At 68.8% G+C, this 23338-nt stretch carries 22 protein-coding genes and 1 other RNA gene; 14 read left to right on the forward strand and 9 right to left on the reverse strand.

The annotated features are described in order from the left end of the window. Positions 1-47: 47 nt before the first annotated feature. Positions 48-305, reverse strand: coding sequence for a hypothetical protein (locus tag QSJ33_RS02300; RefSeq protein ID WP_285722594.1), 258 nt, complete (start codon positions 303-305; stop codon positions 48-50). 356 nt (positions 306-661) lie between these two features. Next, positions 662-4057, reverse strand: a complete 3396-nt coding sequence (locus QSJ33_RS02305) for an adenosylcobalamin-dependent ribonucleoside-diphosphate reductase (RefSeq protein WP_285722595.1) — start codon at positions 4055-4057, stop codon at positions 662-664. Positions 4058-4345: 288 nt separating this feature from the next. Here QSJ33_RS02305 and ffs point away from each other — a divergent pair. Together ffs and QSJ33_RS02315 are read left to right on the forward strand one after the other, a co-directional pair. Beyond that, positions 4346-4441, forward strand: an RNA gene (ffs, locus tag QSJ33_RS02310) — signal recognition particle sRNA small type. A gap of 233 nt (positions 4442-4674) precedes the next feature. After that, the gene (locus tag QSJ33_RS02315; RefSeq protein ID WP_285722597.1) at positions 4675-5862 is read left to right on the forward strand and encodes a glycine C-acetyltransferase; all 1188 of its coding nucleotides are present in this window, start codon (positions 4675-4677) and stop codon (positions 5860-5862) included. A gap of 23 nt (positions 5863-5885) precedes the next feature. Here the strand turns inward: QSJ33_RS02315 and QSJ33_RS02320 are convergent, their stop codons facing one another. Genes QSJ33_RS02320 through asnB form a run of 3 tightly spaced genes read right to left on the reverse strand, consistent with a single transcriptional unit; the run spans position 5886 to position 8249 of the window. Further along, complete coding sequence (locus tag QSJ33_RS02320; RefSeq protein ID WP_285722599.1) at positions 5886-6137, reverse strand: hypothetical protein; 252 nt, start codon at positions 6135-6137, stop codon at positions 5886-5888. Further along, a complete protein-coding gene (locus QSJ33_RS02325; protein ID WP_285722601.1) occupies positions 6134-6514 on the reverse strand; it encodes a PilZ domain-containing protein in 381 nt (126 codons plus the stop codon). The genes QSJ33_RS02320 and QSJ33_RS02325 overlap by 4 nt, the downstream gene beginning before the upstream one ends. Positions 6515-6545: 31 nt before the next feature. After that, positions 6546-8249, reverse strand: coding sequence for an asparagine synthase B (gene asnB / locus QSJ33_RS02330; RefSeq protein WP_285722603.1), 1704 nt, complete (start codon positions 8247-8249; stop codon positions 6546-6548). A 284-nt stretch (positions 8250-8533) separates the two neighbouring features. Between asnB and tdh the strand changes: the two genes are divergently transcribed. Further along, complete coding sequence (gene tdh / locus QSJ33_RS02335) at positions 8534-9565, forward strand: L-threonine 3-dehydrogenase (RefSeq protein ID WP_285722605.1); 1032 nt, start codon at positions 8534-8536, stop codon at positions 9563-9565. A 95-nt stretch (positions 9566-9660) separates the two neighbouring features. Here tdh and QSJ33_RS02340 read toward each other — a convergent pair whose 3' ends face one another. Continuing rightward, on the reverse strand, positions 9661-10284 hold the full coding sequence (locus QSJ33_RS02340) for a hypothetical protein (protein ID WP_285722607.1): 624 nt from the start codon (positions 10282-10284) through the stop codon (positions 9661-9663). A 60-nt stretch (positions 10285-10344) separates the two neighbouring features. Here QSJ33_RS02340 and udk point away from each other — a divergent pair, with 60 nt between their 5' ends. The 5 genes from udk to QSJ33_RS02365 are packed head-to-tail and all read left to right on the forward strand — an operon-like array spanning position 10345 to position 13450. Next, positions 10345-10998: a uridine kinase gene (udk, locus tag QSJ33_RS02345; protein ID WP_285722609.1), complete on the forward strand. Its 654-nt coding sequence runs from the start codon at positions 10345-10347 to the stop codon at positions 10996-10998. Continuing rightward, the gene (locus QSJ33_RS02350) at positions 10991-11311 is read left to right on the forward strand and encodes a rhodanese-like domain-containing protein (RefSeq protein ID WP_285722611.1); all 321 of its coding nucleotides are present in this window, start codon (positions 10991-10993) and stop codon (positions 11309-11311) included. The genes udk and QSJ33_RS02350 overlap by 8 nt, the downstream gene beginning before the upstream one ends. Next, positions 11311-11916 (forward strand): NUDIX hydrolase, encoded by a 606-nt coding sequence (locus QSJ33_RS02355; RefSeq protein WP_285722612.1) that lies wholly within the window; start codon positions 11311-11313, stop codon positions 11914-11916. Before QSJ33_RS02350 ends, QSJ33_RS02355 begins: the two co-directional genes overlap by 1 nt. A gap of 39 nt (positions 11917-11955) precedes the next feature. Continuing rightward, a complete protein-coding gene (locus tag QSJ33_RS02360; protein ID WP_285722614.1) occupies positions 11956-12453 on the forward strand; it encodes a YajQ family cyclic di-GMP-binding protein in 498 nt (165 codons plus the stop codon). Position 12454: 1 nt separating this feature from the next. Next, positions 12455-13450: a polyprenyl synthetase family protein gene (locus QSJ33_RS02365; RefSeq protein ID WP_285722616.1), complete on the forward strand. Its 996-nt coding sequence runs from the start codon at positions 12455-12457 to the stop codon at positions 13448-13450. 12 nt (positions 13451-13462) lie between these two features. Here QSJ33_RS02365 and QSJ33_RS02370 read toward each other — a convergent pair whose 3' ends face one another. Next, positions 13463-14818, reverse strand: coding sequence for a tetratricopeptide repeat protein (locus QSJ33_RS02370; protein WP_285722618.1), 1356 nt, complete (start codon positions 14816-14818; stop codon positions 13463-13465). A 197-nt stretch (positions 14819-15015) separates the two neighbouring features. After that, entirely contained in the window at positions 15016-16611 is a 1596-nt protein-coding gene (locus tag QSJ33_RS02375; protein WP_285722620.1) for a type IV pilus twitching motility protein PilT, read from the reverse strand. Between the two features lie 124 nt (positions 16612-16735). Between QSJ33_RS02375 and sucC the strand changes: the two genes are divergently transcribed. The 6 genes from sucC (at position 16736) to QSJ33_RS02405 (ending at position 22153) form a co-directional block, all read left to right on the forward strand. Then, entirely contained in the window at positions 16736-17893 is a 1158-nt protein-coding gene (gene sucC / locus QSJ33_RS02380; RefSeq protein ID WP_285722622.1) for an ADP-forming succinate--CoA ligase subunit beta, read from the forward strand. 44 nt (positions 17894-17937) lie between these two features. Beyond that, positions 17938-18813 carry a succinate--CoA ligase subunit alpha gene (gene sucD, locus QSJ33_RS02385; RefSeq protein ID WP_285722623.1) on the forward strand — a complete coding sequence of 292 codons (876 nt, stop codon included), beginning with the start codon at positions 17938-17940 and terminating at the stop codon, positions 18811-18813. Between the two features lie 90 nt (positions 18814-18903). Further along, positions 18904-19548, forward strand: coding sequence for a PepSY-associated TM helix domain-containing protein (locus QSJ33_RS02390; protein WP_285722624.1), 645 nt, complete (start codon positions 18904-18906; stop codon positions 19546-19548). Between the two features lie 25 nt (positions 19549-19573). Further along, positions 19574-20011, forward strand: a complete 438-nt coding sequence (locus QSJ33_RS02395) for an acyl-CoA thioesterase (RefSeq protein ID WP_285722625.1) — start codon at positions 19574-19576, stop codon at positions 20009-20011. A 28-nt stretch (positions 20012-20039) separates the two neighbouring features. After that, the gene (locus QSJ33_RS02400; RefSeq protein ID WP_285722626.1) at positions 20040-20909 is read left to right on the forward strand and encodes a radical SAM protein; all 870 of its coding nucleotides are present in this window, start codon (positions 20040-20042) and stop codon (positions 20907-20909) included. Further along, complete coding sequence (locus QSJ33_RS02405) at positions 20900-22153, forward strand: CapA family protein (RefSeq protein ID WP_285722628.1); 1254 nt, start codon at positions 20900-20902, stop codon at positions 22151-22153. Before QSJ33_RS02400 ends, QSJ33_RS02405 begins: the two co-directional genes overlap by 10 nt. On the opposite strand, the gene QSJ33_RS02410 is transcribed toward QSJ33_RS02405, so the two are convergent. Then, the gene (locus QSJ33_RS02410; protein ID WP_285722629.1) at positions 22119-23300 is read right to left on the reverse strand and encodes a methyl-accepting chemotaxis protein; all 1182 of its coding nucleotides are present in this window, start codon (positions 23298-23300) and stop codon (positions 22119-22121) included. The two genes, QSJ33_RS02405 and QSJ33_RS02410, sit on opposite strands and share 35 nt — an antisense overlap. Positions 23301-23338 lie beyond the last annotated feature (38 nt).

The following is a 23338-nucleotide window of genomic DNA, read 5'->3' on the forward strand; positions in this document are numbered from 1 at the left end:
CCCCCCCGGGCCGTGCCACCACGGGGGGACCGGAGCTTCCGGCGCCCTCAGCCCGCGGCCTGGTCCGCCTGTCCGTATCCGCATTCCAGGAACTCGGGGAAGGTCCGGGCGATCCAGCCCTCCTCCAGTTCCCGCTGCTCGAAGTAGTCGCCGATCTGGTGTTCACAGCTGGCGCAGTCCGCGAAGGAGGGGCCTGAGACGTTCCGCGCCCGATCGAAGAGCAGGTGCTTCTGGGCCCAGGGACACCCGAGGATGAGGAGCCAGCTTCCCCCGGCGGATGGATCCTTGGTGGTGATGTGGTCCATGGAGGTTCCCCATGAAGCAGCGGGCCCGGGCATCCGGATCGCTGCGTCCAAAAGGCGGGGCAGGCGGAAAGGGTCGGTCTTTCCGTTCACCACAATCGCAAAGTCATCCCAGGTGATGCAGGCGTAGGTTAGCTGGATTCGCCCCGGTGTCGAAGGAATTCCTGGGCGCCTCGCGGGGGGACCCCGCATGCGCTTCGATCCACCGGACTTCCCGGAATGGGAAGGATCAGGTCACCACCCCCGGATCGACGAAGGGCACGAAGGAACCGAAAGGGGCGGGAAGATCCCCGCCCCTCTCCTTCAGCCTTCTTTTCCCAGCGCGCGCCGCCCTCTCTTTGGTGAACCTGCAGGGGTCCCTAGCTGCATCCCGTCGTGGCCCCGCAGGTCTGGCACTTCATGCAGGCGCCGTTGCGGACGAGGGTGAGGTGGCCGCACTCGGGGCAGGGATCGCCGGTGTAGCCCTTCTCGCGGGCGGCCTGGGCGGCACTCACGGCCGGGCGGGCGCCGGAGGGCGCGCCGGCGGCCACGGGGACGAGCACGGGCTGCGGGGCCGGGGCGGAGGCGGCAGGCGCGCCGGCCTCGGGGAAGGGCAGGGGCGTGCCGGTGGGCAGGTCGGGCAGGTTCTTCTGGAGGCCGGCGGCCTGGCTGGCGGGCTTCTGGCCGCCCATGAGCTGTTCGGGCTCCACATGGGCCAGGTCGTAGCGCCCCAGGTAGCTGATGGCCAGCTCGCGGAACACGAAATCGATGAGGCTGGTGCTCAGCTTGATGGTGTCGCTGCCCGCCACCATGCCGTTGGGCTCGAAGCGCGTGAACAGGAAGGCGTCACAGAACTCCTCCAGCGGCACCCCGTGCTGCAGGCCCATGCTCACGGCGATGGCGAAGCAGTTGAGCACGGCGCGGAAGGCCGCGCCCTCCTTGTGGATGTCGAGGAAGATCTCGCCCAGGCTGCCGTCCTCGTACTCCCCGGTGCGGAGGTAGAGCTTGGTGCCGCCCACGGTGGCGGACTGGGTGTAGCCGCCACGGCGGTTGGGCATGCGGCGCCGGTAGGTGCGCACCAGCTGGTTGGTCATGGCCTGGGCCAGGACGGGGGTCTTCTCCGTGGCGGTGGCGGACTCGTCCATCAGGGTGTCGGCGCCGTCCAGCAGGTCCAGGCTGGTGGCCATGGCCTGGCTCATCTTGGAGCCGTCGCGGTAGAGGGCCACGGCCTTGAGCATGAGCTGCCAGCTGGCCTCGTAGATCTGGCCGATCTCCTTCACGCCGGTCTCGGCGGGCAGGTTGATGGTCTTGCTGATGGCGCCGCTGAGGAAGGGCTGGGCCGCGCCCATCATGCGCAGGTGGCCCATGGGGGCGATGAAGCGCTGGCCGGTGCGGCCGCAGCGGTTGGCGCAATCGAAGATGGGCAGGTGCTCGTCCTTGAGGTGCGGCGCGCCCTCCACGGTCATGCTGCCGGCCAGGGCCAGGAGGAAGGTCTCCACCTGCTCGGCGCTGAAGTCTCGCTTCAGCCGATCCACGTCCAGGGCGTAGGCGGGATCGAAGGCGGTGGGGAGCTTCTGCTCCACGGCCGCGATCTCCTCCTCGGCCCAGCCGGCGCCCTTGAGCATGGACCTGGTGATGCCGGGGGTCTCGTCGGTGATCTGCAGCCAGCCCACCACGTGGCGCTCGATCTCCTGGATCTGCTTCGGGCTGTAGCCCAGGCGGGCCAGGGCCTCGGGGATGGCGCGGTTGACCAGCTTGAAGTAGCCGCCGCCCGCCAGCTTCTTGAACTTCACCAGGGCGAAGTCGGGCTCGACGCCGGTGGTGTCGCAGTCCATGAGGAGGCCGATGGTGCCCGTGGGCGCCAGCACGGTCACCTGGGCGTTGCGGAAGCCCCACTGCTCGCCGTAGGTCAGGGCCGTGTCCCAGCTCTCGCGGGCGGCCTCGACGATGCGCTTGGGCACGCCGGCGCCATGCAGGCCCTGGGGACGGATGGAGAGCTGCTCGTACTCCGAGGCCGGGGCGTTGTAGGCGGCGCGCCGGTGGTTGCGGATCACGCGCAGCATGTTGCCGGCGTTCCGCTGGTAGCCGGGGAAGGGCCCCAGCTCCCGCGCCATCTCGGCGCTGGCGGCGTAGGCGTCGCCTGTGAGGATGGCGGTCAGCGCGGCGCACCACTGGGTGCCTTCCACGCTGTCGTAGGGGATGCCCATGCGCATGAGCATGGCGCCCAGGTTGGCGTAGCCCAGGCCCAGGGTGCGGAAGTCGTAGCTGAGCTTCGCGATGGACTCGCTGGGGAACTGGGCCATCAGGACGCTGATCTCCAGCACCACGGTCCAGATGCGGATGGCGTGGCGGTAGCCCACCAGGTCGAAGCCGCCGTCCTCGGTGAGGAAGGTGCACAGGTTCAGGGACGCCAGGTTGCAGGCGGTGTCGTCCAGGAACATGTACTCGGAGCAGGGGTTGCTGGCGTTGATGGGACCGTCGGCCGGGCAGGTGTGCCAGTCGTTGATGGTGGTGTCGAACTGGATGCCGGGATCGGCGCAGGCCCAGGCGGCCTTGTTCACCTTCTCCCACAGGTCCTTGGCGCGGAGCTTCTTGCTGGTCTTGCCGTCGATGCGGCGCTTCAGCTCCCAGTCGCCGTCCATCTCCAGGGCCCGCATGAAGGCGTCGGGCACCCGGACGGAGTTGTTGGAGTTCATGCCGCCCACGGTGTAGTAGGCGTCGCCGTCCCAGGAGGTGTCGTAGCCGTGGAGGTCGCGCTCGAGGTCGCCGTCGGCCAGGCGGCCCAGGCACTGGGTGAGGAAGGCGGCCGGCACGCCCTCCCGCTTCGCCTTGGCCAGGGCCTTGCGCAGGGCCTCGTTGGTCCGGGGATCGATGTCCTTCGAAGTGGAGCCTTCCACCGCCTGGCAGATGGCGTCCCAGTGGCGGCGGGTGAGGGCGCTGCCCGCGGCCAGCATGGCCACCTTGCGCTCCTCGGTCACCTTCCAGTCGATGAAGGCCTCGATGTCGGGGTGGTCCAGGTCGAGGCAGACCATCTTGGCGGCGCGGCGGGTGGTGCCGCCGCTCTTGATGGCGCCGGCGGCGCGGTCGCCCACGGCCAGGAAGCTCATCAGGCCCGAGCTGCGCCCGCCGCCGGAGAGGGGCTCCTCTGAGCCGCGCACCTTGGAGAAGTTGGTGCCCGTGCCGGAGCCGTACTTGAAGATGCGGGCCTCGCGGGTCCACAGGTCCATGATGCCGCCCTCGTTCACGAGGTCGTCCGCCACGCTCTGGATGAAGCAGGCATGGGGCTGGGGGCGCTCGTAGGCGGAGGTGGACTTCGTCATCTCGCCGGTCTTCGGGTCCACGTAGCTGTGGCCCTGGGCCGGCCCGGAGATGCCGTAGGCGAAGTGCAGACCCGTGTTGAACCACTGCGGCGAGTTGGGCGCGCACATCTGCTCGGCGAGCATGTAGGTCAGCTCGTCGTAGAAGGCCTGGGCGTCGTCGGCGGAGTCGAAGTAGCCGTGGGTCTCGCCCCAGTGCCGCCAGCAGCCGGCCAGGCGGTGGAACACCTGGCGCGCGTCCTTCTCGCCGCCGTTCTGGGCGTCGATGCCCTTCCGGCGGAAGTACTTCTGGGCGAGGATGTCGACGGCCACCTGGGACCAGGTCTCCGGCACCATCACGTCCTTGGCCTCGAAGACCACCGTGCCGTCGAGCTTGGCGATGCGGCTGGTCCGCGGGACGAAGGGGATCCCCTCGAGGGGATCGTGGCCGGCCTTGGTGAAGTGGCGGGTGATCTTCATGGCGCTGTCCGGTGGTGGGGTGGGGATGGGGGCGGGGATGGGTCGAGGACCCGATGAATGGGGCAAAAAAGAACCCACCCCAACGGGTGGGGGCCGAGTGCCTGAACCTCTAGGGGTTGTGCCGGACGAAAAGAATGGCCCCAAGATGTGGGGGTGTCAAGGGGTGGGGGCCGGGTTTTTCCACGATCTTAAAAAGTGCCTGGAAAATCAGACTTCCCGCGCCGATCCTGCCCCGGCGCCATCCCCTTCCGCTGGCCCCCGGGGGCTCCAGGCAGTAGTCTGATGGGAAGCCGGGCCCCATGCATCGGGGTGCGATGAACCGGGTCAGGTCGGAAGAAGCAGCCCTAAGTCGTTCCCCCGAGTGCCGTGGCAAGCCCGGCCCTTTTGCGCCGGGGCGCAAAAGGGCCGGATCCTGCCATCCGTTCGCCCGGCGCCTGCGGCTTGGGCTCACGGGTCGGCACTGGCATGGGCTTCTCGCCGGGTCCCGATTCCGCAGGCTCCCCCGGAGCCTGCTCCATCACCCGGCGCTTTCCGCTGTGTCAGGTCCAAGGGCCTTCCGGGGTCCGGATAGCCGATGCGGCGGTATCCTGGGATTTCGCACCGAAAGGGGACCCGCCGTGAATCCTGGCTTCCTGAACCACCTGAATTCCGAGATCGAGAAGCTCCGCGCGGCCGGTCTGTACAAGACCGAGCGCGTCATGACGAGCCCCCAGAGCGCCTGGGTGGAGGCCAACGGGAAGAAGGTCATCAACCTCTGCGCCAACAACTACCTGGGCCTGGCCAACCACCCGGAGCTGGTGAAGGCGGCGGAGGCGGCCTTGCCGAAGTACGGGTTCGGGCTGTCCAGCGTGCGCTTCATCTGCGGCACCCAGGACATCCACAAGCAGCTGGAGGCCAAGATCAGCGCCTTCCTGGGCATGGAGGACACGCAGCTCTATTCCAGCTGCTTCGACGCCAACGGCGGCGTCTTCGAGCCCCTCCTGGGCGAGGAGGACGCCATCATCAGCGACGCCCTCAACCACGCCTCCATCATCGACGGCGTGCGGCTCTGCAAGGCCCAGCGCTTCCGCTACGCCAACAGCGACATGGCCGACCTGGACGCCCAGCTGAAGGCCGCGTCGGGCTGCCGCTTCAAGCTGGTGGTCACGGACGGCGTCTTCAGCATGGACGGCTACATCGCCAAGCTGCCGGAGATCTGCGACATCGCGGAGAAGCACGGGGCCATGGTCATGGTGGACGACAGCCACGCCGTGGGCTTCACCGGCGAGCATGGCCGGGGCACGCATGAGCACCATGGCGTCATGGGCCGGGTGGACATCCTCACGGGCACGCTCGGCAAGGCCCTGGGCGGCGCCAGCGGCGGCTACGTGGCCTCCAGCCAGCCGGTCATCGACTGGCTGCGGCAGAAGAGCCGCCCCTACCTCTTCTCCAACACCCTGGCCCCCACGATCGTGGCCACCAGCCTGCACGTGCTGGACATGCTGGCACAGGGCGGCGAGCTGCGCGCGCGCCTGCGGGAGAACAGCCGGCACTTCCGCGCCGGCATGGAGAAGCTGGGCTTCAAGCTCCTGCCCGGCGAGCATCCCATCATTCCCGTCATGCTCTACGACGCGCCCCTGGCCCAGGCCTTCGCCTCGAAGCTTCTGGACGAGGGCGTCTACGTCATCGGCTTCTTCTTCCCCGTGGTGCCCCAGGGCCAGGCCCGCATCCGCACCCAGATGTCCGCCGCCCACACCCGCGAGGACCTGGACCGCGCCATCGCCGCCTTCGCCAAGGTGGGCCGAGAGCTGGGCGTCATCAAGTAGCCGCCCGGGTCAGTGGCCGGGGGTCACAGCCGGATGCGGTACGTGGTCCCCGGCTCCTGCTCCTTCAGCAGCAGCTCGATGGTCCAGCGGCCATCCGGGAAGGCCTCGTAGACCCGGGCGGTGAGCACGGCCTCCTTGAGCCAGGCCTTCAATTCCTCGTAGCTCCCGAAGGCCGGAGGCTGCCAGTCTTCCACCAGGATGGGGGGCCGGCGCGACTCCGGGCGCACGAAGGCCTGGAGCCGGTGGAGGGCCTCCACGGGATCGGGACGGCTCATCCGCAGGCTCCCATGTCCGATCCGAAGGCCGGATCGCCGGGCGTACGCGAGTGGATCAGCGCCTCCAGCAGTGCACGGTTGTCGGCCTCGAGCGCCTTGGTGAACTGGATGGCCGTGCCCAGCGCGTCGCTGCGGACGACCACGCCCCGGGCCACGATGCGCTTTCCCGTCTCCTGGTCCATGAGGAAGATGGCGACACCACAGGGACGCCCCACGGGCAGGGCGGGCGTGGCCTCCAGCAGCAGGCCCCCCTGGCTGACGTTCAGGGCCGAGGCGTAGGCGATCATGTGATCGTCCGTCACGACCTTCACCCGGTATCCGATGGGAACCCGGGGGAAGGCGCGGTGGCCGTTGGAAGGCGTGGGATCGTCAGGCATGGTCGTCCGGTCCGGCCATGATAGCGCGGGGTCAGGCGGGGGCCCGTCCCTCCCGATGCACATCCGCCACGGCCCGGCCGGAAGGGTCGGCCGCGGCCTGGAAGGCGGCGTCCCAGGCCAGGGCCGTGGCGGTGCTGCAGGCCACGCTCCGTTCGAAGGGGACGCAGGCGGCGGCCGTGGGCGAAGGGAAATGGGACTCGAAGACCTGCCGGTAGAGGTAGGCCTCCTTCGTCTCGGGCGTCTTGACGGGGAAGCGCTCCGCCGCGCCCCGGAGCATGCCGTCCGTGACCTGGTGCCCGGCGGTGGCCTTCAGGGCGTCGATCCAGGCATAGCCCACGCCATCGGAGAACTGCTCCTTCTGCCGCCAGAGGACCTCGTCCGGCAGGTAGCCGTCGAAGGCCTGGCGGAGGGGGTACTTCTCGATGGGGCGCGGCCGGGGGGCCATGCGGGGCAGCTTGATGCTGGGATCCATGGACATGGCGACGTCGAGGAAATCGCGATCCAGGAAGGGCACGCGGGCCTCCACCCCCCAGGCGGCGCTGGCCTTGTTGGCCCGGGCGCAGTCGTAGAGGTGGAGCTTCTGGAGCTTTCGCACCGTCTCCCGGTGCAGCTCCGCGCCATCTGGCGCCTTGTGGAAATAGAGGTAGCCGCCGAAGATCTCGTCGGCCCCCTCGCCGGACAGCACCATCTTGATGCCCATGGCCCGGATCTTCCGCATGAGGAGGTACATGGGGGTGGCGGCCCGGATGGTGGTGATGTCGAAGGTCTCCAGGTGGTAGATCACATCGGAGAGGGCATCCAGGCCCTCCTGGACGGTGAAGTGGATCTCGTGGTGGATGGCCCCGATGTGGTCTGCGACTTTCCGGGCCGGTGCCAGGTCGGGCGCGCCTTCGAGCCCGATGGCGAAGGAATGGAGCCGGGGCCACCAGGCCGGGGAACGCTCGTCCTCCTCCACGCGCCCCTCCCGGTGGCGGGCGGCCAGCGCGCCCACGAGCGACGAGTCCACCCCACCCGAGATGAGCACGCCGTAGGGCACGTCACACATGAGCTGGCGCCGCACCGCGGCCTCCAGGGCCTCCCGGAGGGCTGCGGGATCGTAGGGGCGGTCGGGCACGGCATCCGGTTCGGCCCAGGCGGGTGCGTAGTAGCGCTGGAAACCCTTCTCCGCCTCGTGGGCCAGGAAGTAGTGGCCGGGCGGGACCTCGCGGATCCGCTCGCAGACACCCACCAGGGCTTTCATCTCGGAGGCCACGTAGAGGTGCTCCCGGCGGTCCCAGCCGACATAGAGGGGCACCACGCCGATGGGGTCCCGGGCGATCAGGTAGGTGTGCCGCCGGGGGTCGTGCAGGACGAAGGCGAAGATGCCGTTCATCCGGTTGAGGAATTCCCTGGGGTGCTCCTCGTCATAGAGGTAGAGGATCACCTCGCAGTCGGAGCCGGTCTGGAAGGCATGGGGCTTGCGGAGCCCGGCGCGCAGGTCCCGGTGGTTGTAGATCTCGCCGTTGACGGCCAGCACCGTGCCTTCCTGGACATCGGTCAGGGGCTGGGCACCGTGCTCCACATCCACGATGGAGAGCCGTTCGTGGACGAGGATGGCCTGGTCGTCCGCGTGGACCCCGCTCCAGTCGGGGCCTCGGTGGCGGAGCTTCCGGGCCATGGCCAGGGCCTGCTGGCGGAGTTCGATCGGATGGGACCGGCTGGGGTCGAGGTCGAGGATGGCGAGGATGCCGCACATGGGGACTCCTGGGTGGAAAAGGAAAAACCCCCGATCCGCCTCGGCGAATCGGGGGTGGTTCGGAGGGTCTGGTGTGTCTAGGGGACGCCCGCTCCGGCCCACGCGCGATCCGCGCGAGGGGGGCGGTTATTGTTGCGGTTGAACTGCCGCACCAGGGGCATGGTCGACAAGGGGCGATCCGGTCTGACGACCTTATCGGCCGCCTGTGAAAAAGGTCAAGCTCCCGGGAGGGAGGCTTGGTAAGCCGTCTGCTTGGTGGTCCAATGGGGCGGTTGGAGGGATCTATGAAAGCCCTGGTGAAGGCCAAGCGCGAGGAAGGCATCTGGATGGACGATGTGCCGATGCCGGAAGTCGGACCCAACGATGTGCTGATCCGGGTCCACAAGAGCGCCATCTGCGGCACCGACGTCCACATCTACAACTGGGACGAGTGGGCGCAGAAGACCATTCCCGTGCCCATGGTGGTGGGCCACGAGTACTTCGGGGTCATCGAGGCCGTGGGCGCCGAGGTCGAGGGCTACAAGCCCGGCGACCGCGTCAGCGGCGAGGGGCACATCACCTGCGGCCACTGCCGGAACTGCCGGGCGGGCAAGCGCCACCTCTGCCGCAACACCGTGGGCGTGGGCGTGAACCGCACCGGCTCCTTCGCCGAGTACCTGTCCATCCCGGCCTTCAACGTGTTCAAGGTGCCGGACAACGTGCCGGGCGAGGTGGCCTCCATCTTCGACCCCTACGGCAACGCCGCCCACACGGCCCTCAGCTTCGACATGGTGGGGGAGGACGTGCTCATCACCGGCGCCGGCCCCATCGGCATCATGGCCGTGGCCATCGCCAAGCATGTGGGCGCCCGCAATGTCGTGATCACGGACGTGAACGAGTACCGCCTCTCCCTGGCCCGGAAGATGGGCGCCACCCTGGCGGTGAACCCGAAGGAGAAGGACCTGCCCGCCGTCATGAAGGAACTCGGCATGACCGAGGGGTTCGACGTGGGCCTGGAGATGAGCGGCAACCGCAACGCCTTCGAGTCGATGCTCGAGGCCATGCACCACGGGGGCCGGGTGGCCCTGCTGGGCATCCTCCCCGGCGACTGCGCCGTGGACTGGAGTCAGGTGATCTTCAAGGGCCTCCTCCTCAAGGGGATCTATGGCCGGGAGATGTTCGAGACGTGGTACAAGATGGCCGCCATGATCCAGTCCGGGCTGGACATCACCCCCGTCATCACGCACCGCTTCGGCATCGACGACTTCCAGAAGGGCTTCGACGCCATGCGCAGCGGGCAGAGCGGGAAGGTGATCCTGGATTGGGGCGTGAAGTAGTTATTCACACAAAGCCACCGACAAAATGCGGCCCATGGCCGCATTTTGCTAACTGCGCGCGTATGCGCGCAGCCTGAGGCTGGGTGACTGGAACCTCAACGGACGGGCTGCGGCTGGGGGATGGGCGGGAAGGCCCGTTCGTCGATGGGTTCCCCGTCCTGGAGGAGGATGTCGGCGGCGGCCCCGTCGCCCCCGGGCTTGAGGTCCGTGCCGAGGCAGGCCAGGTAGTAGCTCTCGAGCTTGGTATTGAACCGCTGGCGGACGGGGCCCCGCTTCACCTGGACATCCTCGATGGGCTTGGGGACGAAGGCCCGGTAGAAGAAGGGATGCTTCCATGGCGTCTCGGGCACCTGGTCGAGGTATTCGGGCACCAGGTCCTGCAGGCTGCCGGGGTACTCGCCCTTCTTGCCCCGGTACCGGGTGAGGGCGTCGGCGATGCGGCGCATGGCGGCGCGCACCTGCTTCTGGCGGTCCGCCTGGTCACGGGCCACGAAGGCGTCCAGGAGGAACAGGTCGCGGCGGGCCTGCTGGGCGGCATCGCTGTCGGGGTATTGCTGGGTGAGCTGCCGCATCATGGCCCGGGCCTCGAGGCTCCGCCCTTCCAGGTTCAGCCTGCGGGCCTCCTCGTAGATGTTGGCGGGCAGGCGCGGATCCTCCGAACTGCAGCCGGCCAGCAGCGCCAGGAGGGCGAGAACGGGAGCGAATCGGGCCCTGAGCATGGCCGAACCATAGCAGAGGGGCGGCGCCGCTTGAAGTAGGATGGAACGGGGGAGGGGCTCATGTCGGACAGACCCATGCTGGTGGGCATCGTGGGAGGGTCCGGCAGCGGGAAGACCTCCGTGGCCGTGGAACTGGTGAAGCGCCTGAAGCGCCGGGGCGTGGCGCCCCTGCTTCTGGACATGGATGCCTACTATGCGCCGCTGGAGGTGGTGAAGGGGCGCTTCGGCGATCGGCCCATCAACTGGGACCATCCCCATGCCTTCGACCTGGAGCTGATGGCGGCCCACCTGTCCTCGCTGCATCAGGGGAATCCCATCCGGAAGCCCCGGTACGACTTCACGATTTCCGACCGGACCGGCTGGGAGGAGCCCATCCCCCCCGGCAAGGTGGTCATCCTGGAGGGCCTGCTCCTCTTCGCGCTCCCGGAGCTCCGGGACCAGCTCGACGCGCGGATCTTCGTGGACACCGACGCCGACATCCGCATCCTCCGCCGCATCCGCCGGGACACCCGGGAGCGGGGCCGGAGCCTGGAGAGCGTCATGGAGCAGTACGAGCAGAGCGTCCGCCCCATGCACCTCGAGTTCGTGGAGCCGAGCAAGCGGTGGGCGGATCTCATCGTCCCCACCGGGGTGGAGAACCGCACCGCCCTGGACATGATCGTCAACCACGTCTGCGGGCGGGTCCTCGGGAGCGAGGAGGGGGCTCGTGTTTGACGCTGGCGTCAACCTCGCCCCGGAGGCCTTCCGCGACCTCGATCCGGACCAGGTGCAGATCCTGGATGTCCGGGAACCCTGGGAGTTCGCGCTGGTCCGGCTCCCCGGGGCGCGGCTCATCCCCCTGGGGGAGCTGGCCGATCGGGCGGGGGAGCTGGACCCCTCCCGGCCGGTGGCGGCCTACTGCCACCATGGAGTCCGCAGCCGCTACGCCCTGGCCATCCTGCGCGACCTGGGCTTCGCGCAGGTCGCGCACCTGAGCGGCGGGATCGACGCCTTCAGCCGTCTGGACCCCTCGGTGACGAGGTACTGATGCGCCTGCTCCACCGTCATCCCCAGGGCTTCGATCCTTCCCGGCCCTGGATCCAGGAGGAGGAACGCGCCCGCCAGGATTCCCGGATCTTCCGTCAGGTGGTGGCCCGGCGGAGAAGCCCCCATACGGGACGGACCCACGAGTTCTACCGGCTCCAGGGACCGGACTGGGTGAACGTGGTGGCCTTCACGGAGGCCGGAGAACTGCTGGTGGTAGAGCAGTTCCGCCACGGGATCGATGCACCGACGCTGGAGATCCCCGGGGGTGGCTGCGACCCCGGCGAGGACCCCCTGACCGCCGCCCGACGGGAGCTGCGGGAGGAGACGGGGCACGACACGGAACAGTGGATCCCCCTGGGGTCCTGCACGCCGAATCCGGCCACCCAGGACAACCGCTGCCACAGCTTCCTGGCCCTCGGCTGCGCCCCTGAGAGTGAACTCGACCTGGATCCCGCCGAGGAACTGCAGGTCTGGGCCTGCCGCTGGCAGGACTGGCAGGCGCGGATGCGCCGGGGGGAGATCCACCATGCCCTCGTGCTGTCGGCCTTCCAGCTGCTCAGCCTGTGGGAGGGGTGGCCGGAACTGCGCCGGAGCCTGGAAGGCTGATCGGTTAGGCTATAGGACAATCCGGTATGGGAGGGAATGATGGCCAGCGAATGCTCCTTTGACGTGGTGTGCAAAGTGGATCTGGACGAGGTGAAGAACGCCCTGTCCCAGGCCATGAAGGAGATCGGCCAGCGGTACGACTTCAAGGGCTCGGTCTCGAAGATCGAGCTCAAGGACGACAAGGTGCTGGTGCTCACCAGCGACGACGAGGTGAAGCTGAAGGCGGTCATCGACGTGCTTCAGACCAAGCTGCACAAGCGCGGTGTGAGCATCCGGAGCATGGTCTACGGCAAGATCGAGGCGGCGGCCAAGGGCAGCGTCCGCCAGGAGGTCACGATCCAGCAGGGGATTCCCGTGGAGAAGGCCAAGGGGCTCATCAAGGCCGTCAAGGACGCCAAGATCAAGGTCCAGGCCAGCATCCAGGGCGACCAGCTCCGGGTGAGCGGCAAGAGCCGGGACGACCTGCAGGAGGTCATCGCCCTTTTCAAGAAGGATGACCAGGGCCTGGACCTGCAGTTCACCAACTACCGGGGCTGACGTGGCTCGACTCGACCTCTCCCGCTACTTCCTCCCCATCGCGCCGAAGCTGGCGGGCGTGGAGGCCGAGCTGCAGCGGATCCTCCAGAGTGACGTGGAGGTGGTCCAGAAGCTGGCGGACCACGTCCGGGGCGGGCAGGGGAAGCGCCTCCGCCCGGCCCTCGTGATGCTGTCCTCACGGTTCTGCGGTGTCCCCGACGACGAGGATGTGCGGTTCGGAGCCGTCTTCGAGCTGATCCACACCGCCACCCTGGTCCACGATGATGTCATCGACCACGCCCAGCTCCGCCGCGGGATGCCGACCCTCAACCGCCTCTGGGGCAACACGCTCACGGTGCTTTTCGGGGACCTTCTCTACCTGGTCGCCATGAGCGAGGCCATCGCGGGTCGGAGCTGGCGGATGATGGAGATCTTCGCCGAGGTCACCACCCGCATGATCGAGGGCGAGCTCATCCAGAACGATGTGCTCTTCAAGCTGGACACCAGCCGCAAGGACTACTTCGACATCCAGGAACGCAAGACGGCCCTGCTGTTCAGCGGGTGCACCGAGACGGGCGCGGTCCTCACCGGCCGGGACCAGGACGAATGCGCGGCCATGAGGGAATACGGCCTGGAGGTCGGTCGGGCCTTCCAGCTCGTGGACGACCTCCTGGACTACACCGCCACCAGCGAGGAACTGGGCAAGCCGGCCTTCAGCGACCTCCGGGAGGGGAAGCTCACCCTGCCCATGCTCACCCTGCTGGAACGGGCCCCGGACGAGGTCCGATCCCTGATCCGGACCATCTGGGACCGGGGCGAGGAGGTGCCCATCCCCGAGGCCGAGGAGCAGGCCCTCCGCGCCCTCATCGCCCGCCACGATGCCCTGGCCGAGACCCGGGACCTGGCGCTGACGGCCTCGCGGAATGCCGTGGCGCGCCTCGCGGAGGTCCGGGGGCACGCGGAGACGGGGGCCCTCCTCCGTGAGATCCCCGAGGCGCTGTTGTCCCGCAGCAGGTGACGGCCGCCGCCCTCAATCCGCCAGCCCATCCATGAGTCGCTGGAACCGGGGATGGGACCGGATGGCATCGAGATCCCCGTCATGGAGGAACCAGTTCCGCTGGGTGAGTCCGGCCGCGACGGCCCGCTCCAGGCAATCCAGGGCCTCCCCGGGATCGCCGGCCAGGGCGTGGATGCAGCCCAGGTTGTAGAGCAGCATGGGGTCGTCGGGATCCATGCTGCGGGCCATCCGGGCCCAGGCCAGGCCCTTCTCCCGTTCACCCAGGGCCACGAGGGCATTGGCCCCGAGGTAGCGGGCCCGCACGTCGTCGGGTGCGCGTTCCAGCCGCTCCTCCACGAGGGTGAGCCCCTTCCGCCGGGCCGCCTCGGCCTCGTCCTCCACCCCGAGGCTGTGATAGACCTGGGCCACCAGCAGGATGGCCTGGAAATCCTCCGGGCGCAGCGCTGCGGCCCACTCGAAGTACTCGACAGCCCGTTCGGGTTTCCCCGCGGCAAGGCAATGGCGGGCGTAGAAGTAGGCGGCCTCGTAGAGATTCGGATCCAGACGCAGGGCAGTCTCGAAGGCTTCTTCGGCCTCCTCGGTCCGGCCCGCGGCGGAGAGGGCGACGCCCCTGGAGGCGTGGGCCTCGGCCAGGTCCGGATCGAGCTCCAGGGCCTTCCGGCTGCAGGATTCGGCCAGTTCCCGCTGGGGTTCGGTGCGCTCGATGTAGATGTAGGCGTAGGCGGCGGCATTGGCGAGGCCGGCCCAGGCAGGGGCGTAGCCGGGGTCCAGGTCCAGGGCGCGCCGGAACATCTCGGCGGCGAAGCCCATGCCCCGGCGATTGAACCGGTAGTAGTAGTGCCTCCCGCGGAGGTAGTAGCCGTAGGCCTCGAGCGCCACGGGTCGCCTTGGCCGGAAGGAGGCGGACAGGCTCAGTGCGGACGCCGCGCCGCGGGCGGTGTCCTCCAGGGCGGCGAAGAGATCCTTCCGTTCGAAGGCGCGGGTCTCGGACCAGAGTTCCCGTCCCGAGGCCACGTCGACCAGTTCCGTCTTCAGGACCAGGCGGCCCTCGCCCTCCAGGAGGGAACCTCCCAGGACGGCATCCGCGTGGAGTCGGCGCCCCGCTTCGGCGAGGGGAAGGCCCGCCCCCCCGTAGAGGAAGGAGGTGGTCCGGGAGATGGTCCTCAGGCCCTCCACCTGGTTCAGGGCCTGGATCAGCTCCTCGGCGATCCCCTCGGCGAGGGGGGCGTCCCCGTTCTCCCGGCGCAGGTCCAGGAAGGGGAGGACCGCCACCGCGGGCAGGTGCCTGCGGGACTTCGGCGGCAGCGGGGCACGCTCGGTCACCGTGGTTCGGCGGGTTGTGGGATGCCTTCCGGCTTTCGTGGTCATGTCCCACCTCCGGGTGGATCTCAATGGGCACGCCGCCCCGGGGCCAGGGGCTGCTCCCAGGACCCGCCCGCGCCCAGGAACGGGAACGGAACGCGACGGGCAGGTGGGATGACATGCCGGGATCACCCGGAGGTGGTATCCAGGATGGGATGCCCCCGGCCTCGCGCAAGGGCAAGACTGGGCCAGGCGCGGACCGGTCAGCCGTCGACCTCTCCCAGGCGCAGGTCGAAGGGGATGCCGGCCCGCTTGCAGGCGGCGATGAAGCTCTCCTTGTCCGGGCACTTGAGGTAGGCCTCCATGGGCTCCACCTTCTTCGCCTGGATGAGTTCCACCAGGGCGTCGTTCATGAGGCGCTGGCCATAGCTGCGGCCCGTCTGCATGGCGCTGGGGATCTGGAAGTTCTTCCCCTCGCGGATGAGGTTGGCGATGGCCGGGCTGATGAAGAGGGTCTCCAGGGCGGCGATGCGCCCCCCTCCGATCTTCTTGAGCAGGGTCTGGCTCACCACGCACTTCAGGGCGTCCGCCAGCATCACCCGGATCTGCTGCTGCCGGTCGCTGGGGAACTGGTCCACGATGCGGTCGATGGTGCCGATGGCGCTGGAGGTGTGGAGGGTGCCGAAGACCAGGTGGCCCGTGACGGCGGTCTCGAGGGCGATGGCGATGGTCTCGAGGTCGCGCATCTCGCCCACCAGGACGATGTCAGGGTCCTCGCGGAGGGCGGCCCGGAGGCCCGTCTTGAAGCTCTCCGTATGGGTGCCGACCTCGCGCTGATTCACCAGGCACCCCTTGCGGGGATGCACGAACTCGATGGGATCCTCGATGGTGAGGATGTGGTCCTTCCGCTTCTGGTTGGCCAGGTCGAGGATGGCCGCCAGGGTGGTGGACTTGCCGCTGCCCGTGGGCCCGGTGACCAGGACCAGGCCCTTGGCGAGGTTGGCCAGGCGCTTCACGGGTTCGGGGATGCCCAGCTTGTCGGGATCGGGGATCTGGTTGGGGATGACGCGGCAGACGAAGGCTGGACCGACCCGGTCGCGGAAATAGTTCACGCGGAGGCGGCAGCCACCGGCCTCGAAGGCATGGGCGAAGTCGGCATCGAACCGCTCCTGGTAGCGCTCCCACATGGCCCGGGAGGCCAGGGCCTCCATCATCTCCAGCAAGGCCGCGGGGGTCATGGGGCCGAAGCCCTCCAGTTCCTTCATGTCCCCGTGGATGCGGGCCAGGGGGGGCTCATGGGAGGTGCAGTGGAGGTCCGACCCCTGCTGGGCCAGGAGGGCCGTGAAGAGGCGCTCGGCCAGGGGATGGGAGCGGGGGCCCTCCGTGTCCCGGCCATGCCTGGCCTCGGACTTGGGATGGGCATGGCCATGGGTCGCCTTGGGTTCAACATGGGCGGGCGCGGCCTTGGGTTCCGGCTGAGCCTTGGGTTCCGGCGCGGCCTTGGGTGCCGCAGGGGCGGGCGCGGGTGCGGGGGCCGCGGGCCTGGGCCGGGCCGGGCCGAGATGCTCCACGTCGATCTGGGCGTTGTCCTTGTAGCGGCTCAGGTGCATGCGGAAGGCGTAGCCTCCGAATTCATACTCGAACTTGACCTCTCCATCCTTCTGCCAGGTTTCCTTAAGCTCGGGAGGCACCACGTCCGCGGCCAGCACGTCCACCATGACGCCGGGCAGGGGATTGGGCAGCAGGTCCAGGGTGCCTCCGGCCCGGAGCTCCAGCCAGGGCTTGCGATCTGCCTGGAGCCGCAGGCGCACGCCCCCCTTGGGGACGAGGTGGGACAGCAGCTTGTCGAGCTGGGCCATGGGGTCTCCGCGGGCTGCCCAAAGGATGCCACGGGTCACAGCGTTGGGGGTTCGGCGCCTGCGCGGGGCCCGCTAGACTGGGGGGTGGTGCGGACGCCGGTCGGCGGCCCTTTCGGGAGTCAGCATGAACATCCACGAGTACCAAGCCAAGGAACTGCTCCGGCAGTACAAGGTCGCCACGCCGGACGGGAAGGTGGCCCAGGACGCCGAGGAAGCCCGCATGATCACAAAGGAGTTCGGTGGCGCCAGCGTGGTCAAGGCCCAGATCCATGCGGGCGGCCGTGGCAAGGGCGGCGGCGTGAAGTTCGCGACCGATCCCGACAAGGCCGCCGAGCTGTTCAAGGCCATGATCGGCATGCAGCTCGTCACCAAGCAGACCGGTCCCGAAGGTCGCAAGGTCCGCACCGTCTTCATCTCCAGGCCCATCGACATCGAGCGTGAGCTCTACCTGAGCTTCCTCGTGGATCGCGCCAGCAGCCGGGTGACCATCCTGGCCTCCACGGAGGGCGGCGTCGAGATCGAGGAAGTGGCCGAGAAGACCCCCGAGAAGATCGTCAAGGTCGCCATCGACCCGGCCCTGGGGCTCTCCGGCTTCCAGGCCCGCCAGGTGGCCTTCGCCCTGGGGCTCGAGGGCGACGCCTTCAAGAAGGGCGTGGTGTTCCTCCAGAACCTCTACCGCCTCTTCGTGGAGAAGGACTGCTCCATGGTCGAGATCAACCCGCTGGTGGTGACCAAGCAGGGGGACGTGACCGCCCTGGACGCCAAGATCGGCTTCGATGACAACGGCCTGGTCCGCCACCCGGATGTGCTGGCCTACCGTGACCTCAACGAGGAAGCGGAAGAGGAGGTGGAGGCCAGCAAGTACAACCTCAACTTCATCAAGCTGGATGGCAGCATCGGCTGCATGGTGAACGGCGCCGGACTGGCCATGGCCACCATGGACATCATCAAGTACGAGGGCAGCTCGCCGGCCAACTTCCTGGATGTGGGCGGCAGCGCCACCGAGGATGCGGTGAAGAACGCCTTCCGCATCATCCTGCAGGACAAGTCGGTGAAGGCCGTGCTGGTGAACATCTTCGGCGGCATCATGCGCTGCGACATCGTGGCCTCCGGCATCGTGAACGCGGCCAAGGAGATCGGCATCAAGGTGCCCGTGGTCGTGCGCCTCGAAGGCACCAATGTGGAGGAGGGGAAGAAGATCCTCGCCGCGAGCGGCCTGAACCTCATCGTCGCCGCCGATCTGAAGGACGCCGCCGAAAAGGTGGTCGCCTCCGTCAAATAGTCCAACCACGGAACCCAATCGATTCCATTTTCGCGAGGTATGACATGGCAGTTCTCGTGGGCAACCACACCAAGCTCATCGTCCAGGGCATCACGGGCCGCGAGGGCCTCTTCCACGCCAAGGGTTGCCGCGACTACGGCACGAAGGTCGTGGGCGGCGTGACGCCGGGCAAGGGGGGCACCGACATCGAAGGCTTCCCCGTCTTCAACACCGTCAAGGAGGCCGTGGCCAAGACCGGCGCCAACGCCACCATGATCTTCGTGCCCCCCGTGGCCGCCGCGGACGCCATCCTCGAGGCCCTCGACGCGGGCATCGAGCTGGTCGTCTGCATCACCGAGGGGATCCCCGTCCTCGACATGGTGAAGGTCAAGCGCGTCCTCCCCAACTACCCCAAGAGCCGGCTCATCGGCCCCAACTGCCCCGGCATCATCAGCCCCGGCCTGGCCAAGATCGGCATCATGCCGGGCCGCATCCACAAGCAGGGCCACGTGGGCGTCGTCAGCCGCTCCGGCACCCTCACCTATGAGGCCGTGGGCCAGCTCACGGCGCTGGGCATCGGCCAGAGCACCTGCATCGGCATCGGCGGCGATCCCGTGAGCGGCACCAGCCACATCGACGCGCTCGAGATGTTCAACAACGATCCCGATACCCATGCCGTCATCATGATCGGCGAAATCGGCGGCAGCGCCGAGGAGGACGCCGCCGCCTGGGTGAAGGCCAACATGAAGAAGCCCGTGGTGGCGTTCATCGCCGGCCAGACGGCCCCTCCCGGGCGCCGGATGGGCCACGCCGGCGCCATCATCTCCGGGGGCAAGGGCACCGCTGCCGAGAAGATGAAGGCCCTGACCGCCGCGGGCATCACCGTGGTGCAGAGCCCCGCCGACATGGGCAAGGCCCTGGCCGAACGCCTCAAGGGCTGATCCAGACTCGTTCCGCCGAGGACGGCCCCCGCGGGGGCCGTCCTTTTTGCATCTTCCCGGAGGCCGGCGATCGGCCCCATGATGGCTGTCATGACGTCGAACACGGCCTCCCGACCCGACTCCCGCCGCGGGACCTTCCTGCGCAACCTCCGGCGCTTCCACGCCTGGGTGGGGCTCAGCGGGGCCGCCTTCGGCCTCCTCTTCGGCCTGACGGGCTTTCTCCAGAACCACCGGGCCGTGATGAAGATCGAGGCCGGTCAGGTGGAGGAGCACAAGGTCCAGATCCAGCTGGACCAGGCGCCCGCCACCATCGAGGAACTCGCCGGCACCCTGGCCTCGCGCTTCGGCGTGCCCATGAGCCGCGTGCGCTGGCGGGTGCTGCCGCCCAGGCCCGCCCGCTTCGGCGGCCAGGAGGTGAAGGCGGCGGAGCAGTGGCTGGTCATGGTCACCGGGCATGCCCATTTCGCGCGCGCCACCTACCTGCCGGGCAACCGCACCGTCGACCTGGAGCGCGGCGACGCGAACCTGGTGGAGACCCTGGAGCGGCTCCACAAGGCCGAAGGTGGCCAGGCCGGCTGGATCCTCCTCACCGACTGCTTCGCGGGCGGACTGGTGTTCATGACGCTGAGCGGGACCCTGCTCTGGACCCGCCTGGCCGGACCGCGGCTGCTGTCCGCCGCCCTGGCGCTGGGGGGCCTGGTGGCGGCCATCCTCGTCGCCTCCCGGGCCTGGTAGGACCTATGCTGGAGCTGGAGGGCCCATGCTGATCTCCCGAGAGATGGTCCTGGACCAGGACATCGGCCTCAACGGCACCCTGTTCGGCGGCGACATGATGGCGCGCATGGACATGGTGGCGGGCATCACGGCCTCCCTGATGTCCCGCAACCGTCGCTTCGTCACCCTGAAGGTGTCCGAGCTGATCTTCCACAGCCCCGTGCGGCCGGGGGAGATCATCGAGTTCTACGCCACCATCAGCCGCCAGGGGCGCACCAGCCTCACCATCCAGATCGAGGTGCAGGTCTACGCGCCCGTGACCGACTCCCACCGCGACGTGACCAGCGGGGAATTCGTGATGGTGGCGGTGGATGGCGAAGGCCAGTCCGAATCGATCCTCTGGAAGCCGGAGGCGATCCAGGAGGCGAACCGGGCGCATGAGACCCGCAAGGCGCGGCAGGCCGGACGGAAAATTCCGGGCTGATCCGGCGTATGCTGTACGGATGAGTGACTTGATCCAGGCCCATTTGGACCACCGCCGCGTCTGGCGGGACTTCGACTACTGCTATCCCGTGATCTCGCGGCGCAGCCGGGGCGTGAGCCTGGGCGTGAACCTGAATCCAGACAAGGTCTGCAACTTCGATTGCGTGTACTGCGAGGTCGACCGGCTCAGCCCTGCGCGACGGCGGGACCTGGATCTCGACCAGGTGGAGCAGGAACTGGGGCTGCTCCTGGACCTCTCCACCAGCGGCGAGCTCTACGACATCCCGCCCTTCGACTCCGCCCGACCCGAGCAGCGCCGGCTCAATGACATCGCCTTCAGCGGCGACGGCGAGCCCACGACCGCCCGGGAATTCACCGCGGCGGTGGCCCGGGTGGCGGCGCTGAAGCGGGCCCGTGGGCTGGATCTCGTAAAGCTGGTGCTGATCACGGATTCGAGCCGGCTGCAGGCCCCGGAGGTGGTCCAGGGGCTGGAGATCCTCATGGCCCACCAGGGGGAGATCTGGGCGAAGCTGGACGCCGGTTCCGAGGCGTACTACCGGGAGATCTGCCGGAGCCAGGTCCCCTTCCAGCGCATCCTGGACAACCTGCTGGCGACGGCACGGCGCTGGCCCACCGTGATCCAGACCCTCTTCCTGGAATGGCAGGGCCAGGGTCCCGACACCGCGGAGCTGGCGGCCTACTGCGGGCGGCTGGAGCACATCCTCCGCAACGGGGGACGGCTCCAGGCGCTCCAGCTCTACACCGTGGCCCGTCCCACCCCGGAGCCCGAGGCCCGGCCGCTCCGCCGGCTCCAGCTGGACGCCATCGCCGCCGGCGTGCGCTCGCACTTCCCCGGGCTGCCGGTGGAGGTCTACTACGGCCCGGAGGAGTGGGCCTGAGCCGGCGCGTCCTCCTCCTCGCGGTCCTGCTCGCACTGGGTCCGGTCCTGGCGGCCGAGGTGCCGGCGCCACCGCCCGTCACCGTGCGCCTGGTGGCGGTGGGCGACATCATGATGCACCAGGACGTGAAGCTGGCCGAGACGCAGGACCAGGGCGGTTTCCCGGACCTGTGGGCGGACCTCGTGCCCTTGTTCAAGGGTGCGGACCTGGCCTTCGGCAACCTCGAGACGCCCGTGGCGCCCACCACCGGGCGCCCCGGGAAGCCCTTCCAGTTCAATGCCCCGGCCTCCCTGCCGCCGGCCCTTCGCGCCAGCGGTTTCACGGTGCTCTCCACGGCCAACAACCATGCTTTCGACCAGGGGCGGAAGGGCGTGGCGGAGACCCTCGACCGCCTGCGGCAGGCCGACCTCCTCGCCATCGGCAGCGGAGAGGACCGCCCCCGGGCGGAAGCCACGCAGATCCTGGAACGGAACGGCCTGAAGGTGGCCTTCCTGGGCTTCACGGACATCTTCAACCTGGATCTGGACCGTAAGGCCACCGAACCCTGGGTGCGCCCCCTCGATCTCGGACCGGCCCTGGCGGCAGTGAGGGAGGCCCGGTCCAAGGCGGACATCGTGGTGGTGAGCATCCACTGGGGCAACGAGTACCAGCACATGCCCACGAAGCGTCAGCGCGACATCGCCCGCAAGCTGGTGGAGGCGGGCTGCGACCTGCTGCTGGGACACCATCCCCACGTGCTCCAGCCCATGGAGCTGCTGACCGTGGAGGGCCGCCGCGCCCTGGTGGCCTACTCCCTGGGGAACTTCATCAGCAACCAGGACCGCATGTACCGGGCCGACCTCTTCCCCGTGGCGGAGGGCGACAGCCGGGACGGGGCCGCCCTGGAGGTGACCTTCGAGCGTCGCCGGTGGCCGGACGGCACCGAAGCCGTGGTGATCTCCCATGCGGGCTACGAGCCCCTCTGGACCGAGAACAACTGGGGGGCAGGGAAAGGCGCGCCCAGGCGGATCAGGGTGATCCGGGTGGCTGCGGCGGAGGCCCGCCTCCGGGAAGAGTTGGACCGCCTGGAGGATCCGCAGGCGGACGCCGGAACTCCCGTCGCGCCCGCGGTGCGGAAGGCCGCCATCCTGGCCGACCAGGAGCGCCTGCGCACCCTCATCCTGCGGCGGCGGAGGATCGCCGGGATCCTGGGCCAGGCCTTCGAGGATCTCAACGCAGGCGGAACGAGCCCAGCAGGCCGCTGAGGTCCTGGGCCTGGGTCGCCAGCCGGAAACTGGCGCCCTCGGTGTCCCGGGCCTCGTTCAGCGTTCCGGCCGCACCCTCGTGGATCTCCCGCGTCCGGCCCTCCACGGAGGCCACGGTGCGGGCCTGCTCCTCGGCCGCCTCCGCGATCCGGTCCACCATGACACTGACGGCATGGATGCCCGTCAGGATCCCCTCCAGGGAGCGGCCTGCGGCCTCGGCCCTGGAGACACCGCCCTGAACATGCTCGGTGCTGCCCGCCATGGCGCGGACGAGGTGCTGGGTGGTGGCCTGGATGCTGGCGATCATGTCCCGGATCTCCTGGGAGGCCTGGGAGGACTTCTCGGCCAGCCGGCGGACCTCCTCGGCCACCACGGCGAAGCCCCGGCCGTGCGCTCCCGCGTGGGAGGCCTCGATGGCCGCGTTCAGCGCAAGCAGGTTCGTCTGCTCGGCGATGCCGTTGATGACCTGGACGATGGCGCCGATCTGCTCGGCCTTGCCCCCGAGATCCACCACGGCGTCGGCCGCCTCGTCCACCACCCGCCGGACCTGGTGCATGGCCGACTGGACCTCCCGCGTGACGCCGGAACCTTCCTGGGCGAGTTCCTGCGCCTGTCGGCCCGCGGAGGCGGCCTCCATGGCGTTCCGGGCGACGTCCGCGATGGTCCGGCTCAGTTCCTCCATGGCCCGGCTGATCTCCGCTGCGCCCCCCACCTGGACCTCCATCCGCCGGCTGACATTGCCCAGGTTCCCCTGCATGCCCTGGCAGTCCCGGTTTACCTGCTCGCTCAGGCCCGCCACCTTCCCGATGACATCGCGGAGGTTGCCGGCCATGACACTCATGGCGTGGGCGATGGCGCCGATGGTGTCGTGGCTCCGGAGGGTGCAGTCCAGGGTGAGGTCCTTCTCGCTGATGGCCCGGGCCACGCCGGCCATGCGCCGCAGACTCCGGAGAAGCATGAGGTTCATCACGAAGTAGTTGGCGAGGCCCATGATGAGGCCGGCCAGGAGGCAGCCGGCCACGAAGAAGATGCGCAGGCCCGGCTTCCAGTCCACGAAGAAGCCCGCGTAGAGCGGGAACACCGCACCCATGGCCAGGCCGAAGGCCAGGAAGGAGAACAGGGTGTTTCGCAGGATGCTGGGCTTCATGACAGGACTCCGGAGGCCATCCGATGTCCCTCTTTTCG

It is taken from the genome of Geothrix rubra (genome assembly GCF_030268065.1).
Taxonomy (GTDB): Bacteria; Acidobacteriota; Holophagae; order Holophagales; family Holophagaceae; genus Geothrix; species Geothrix rubra.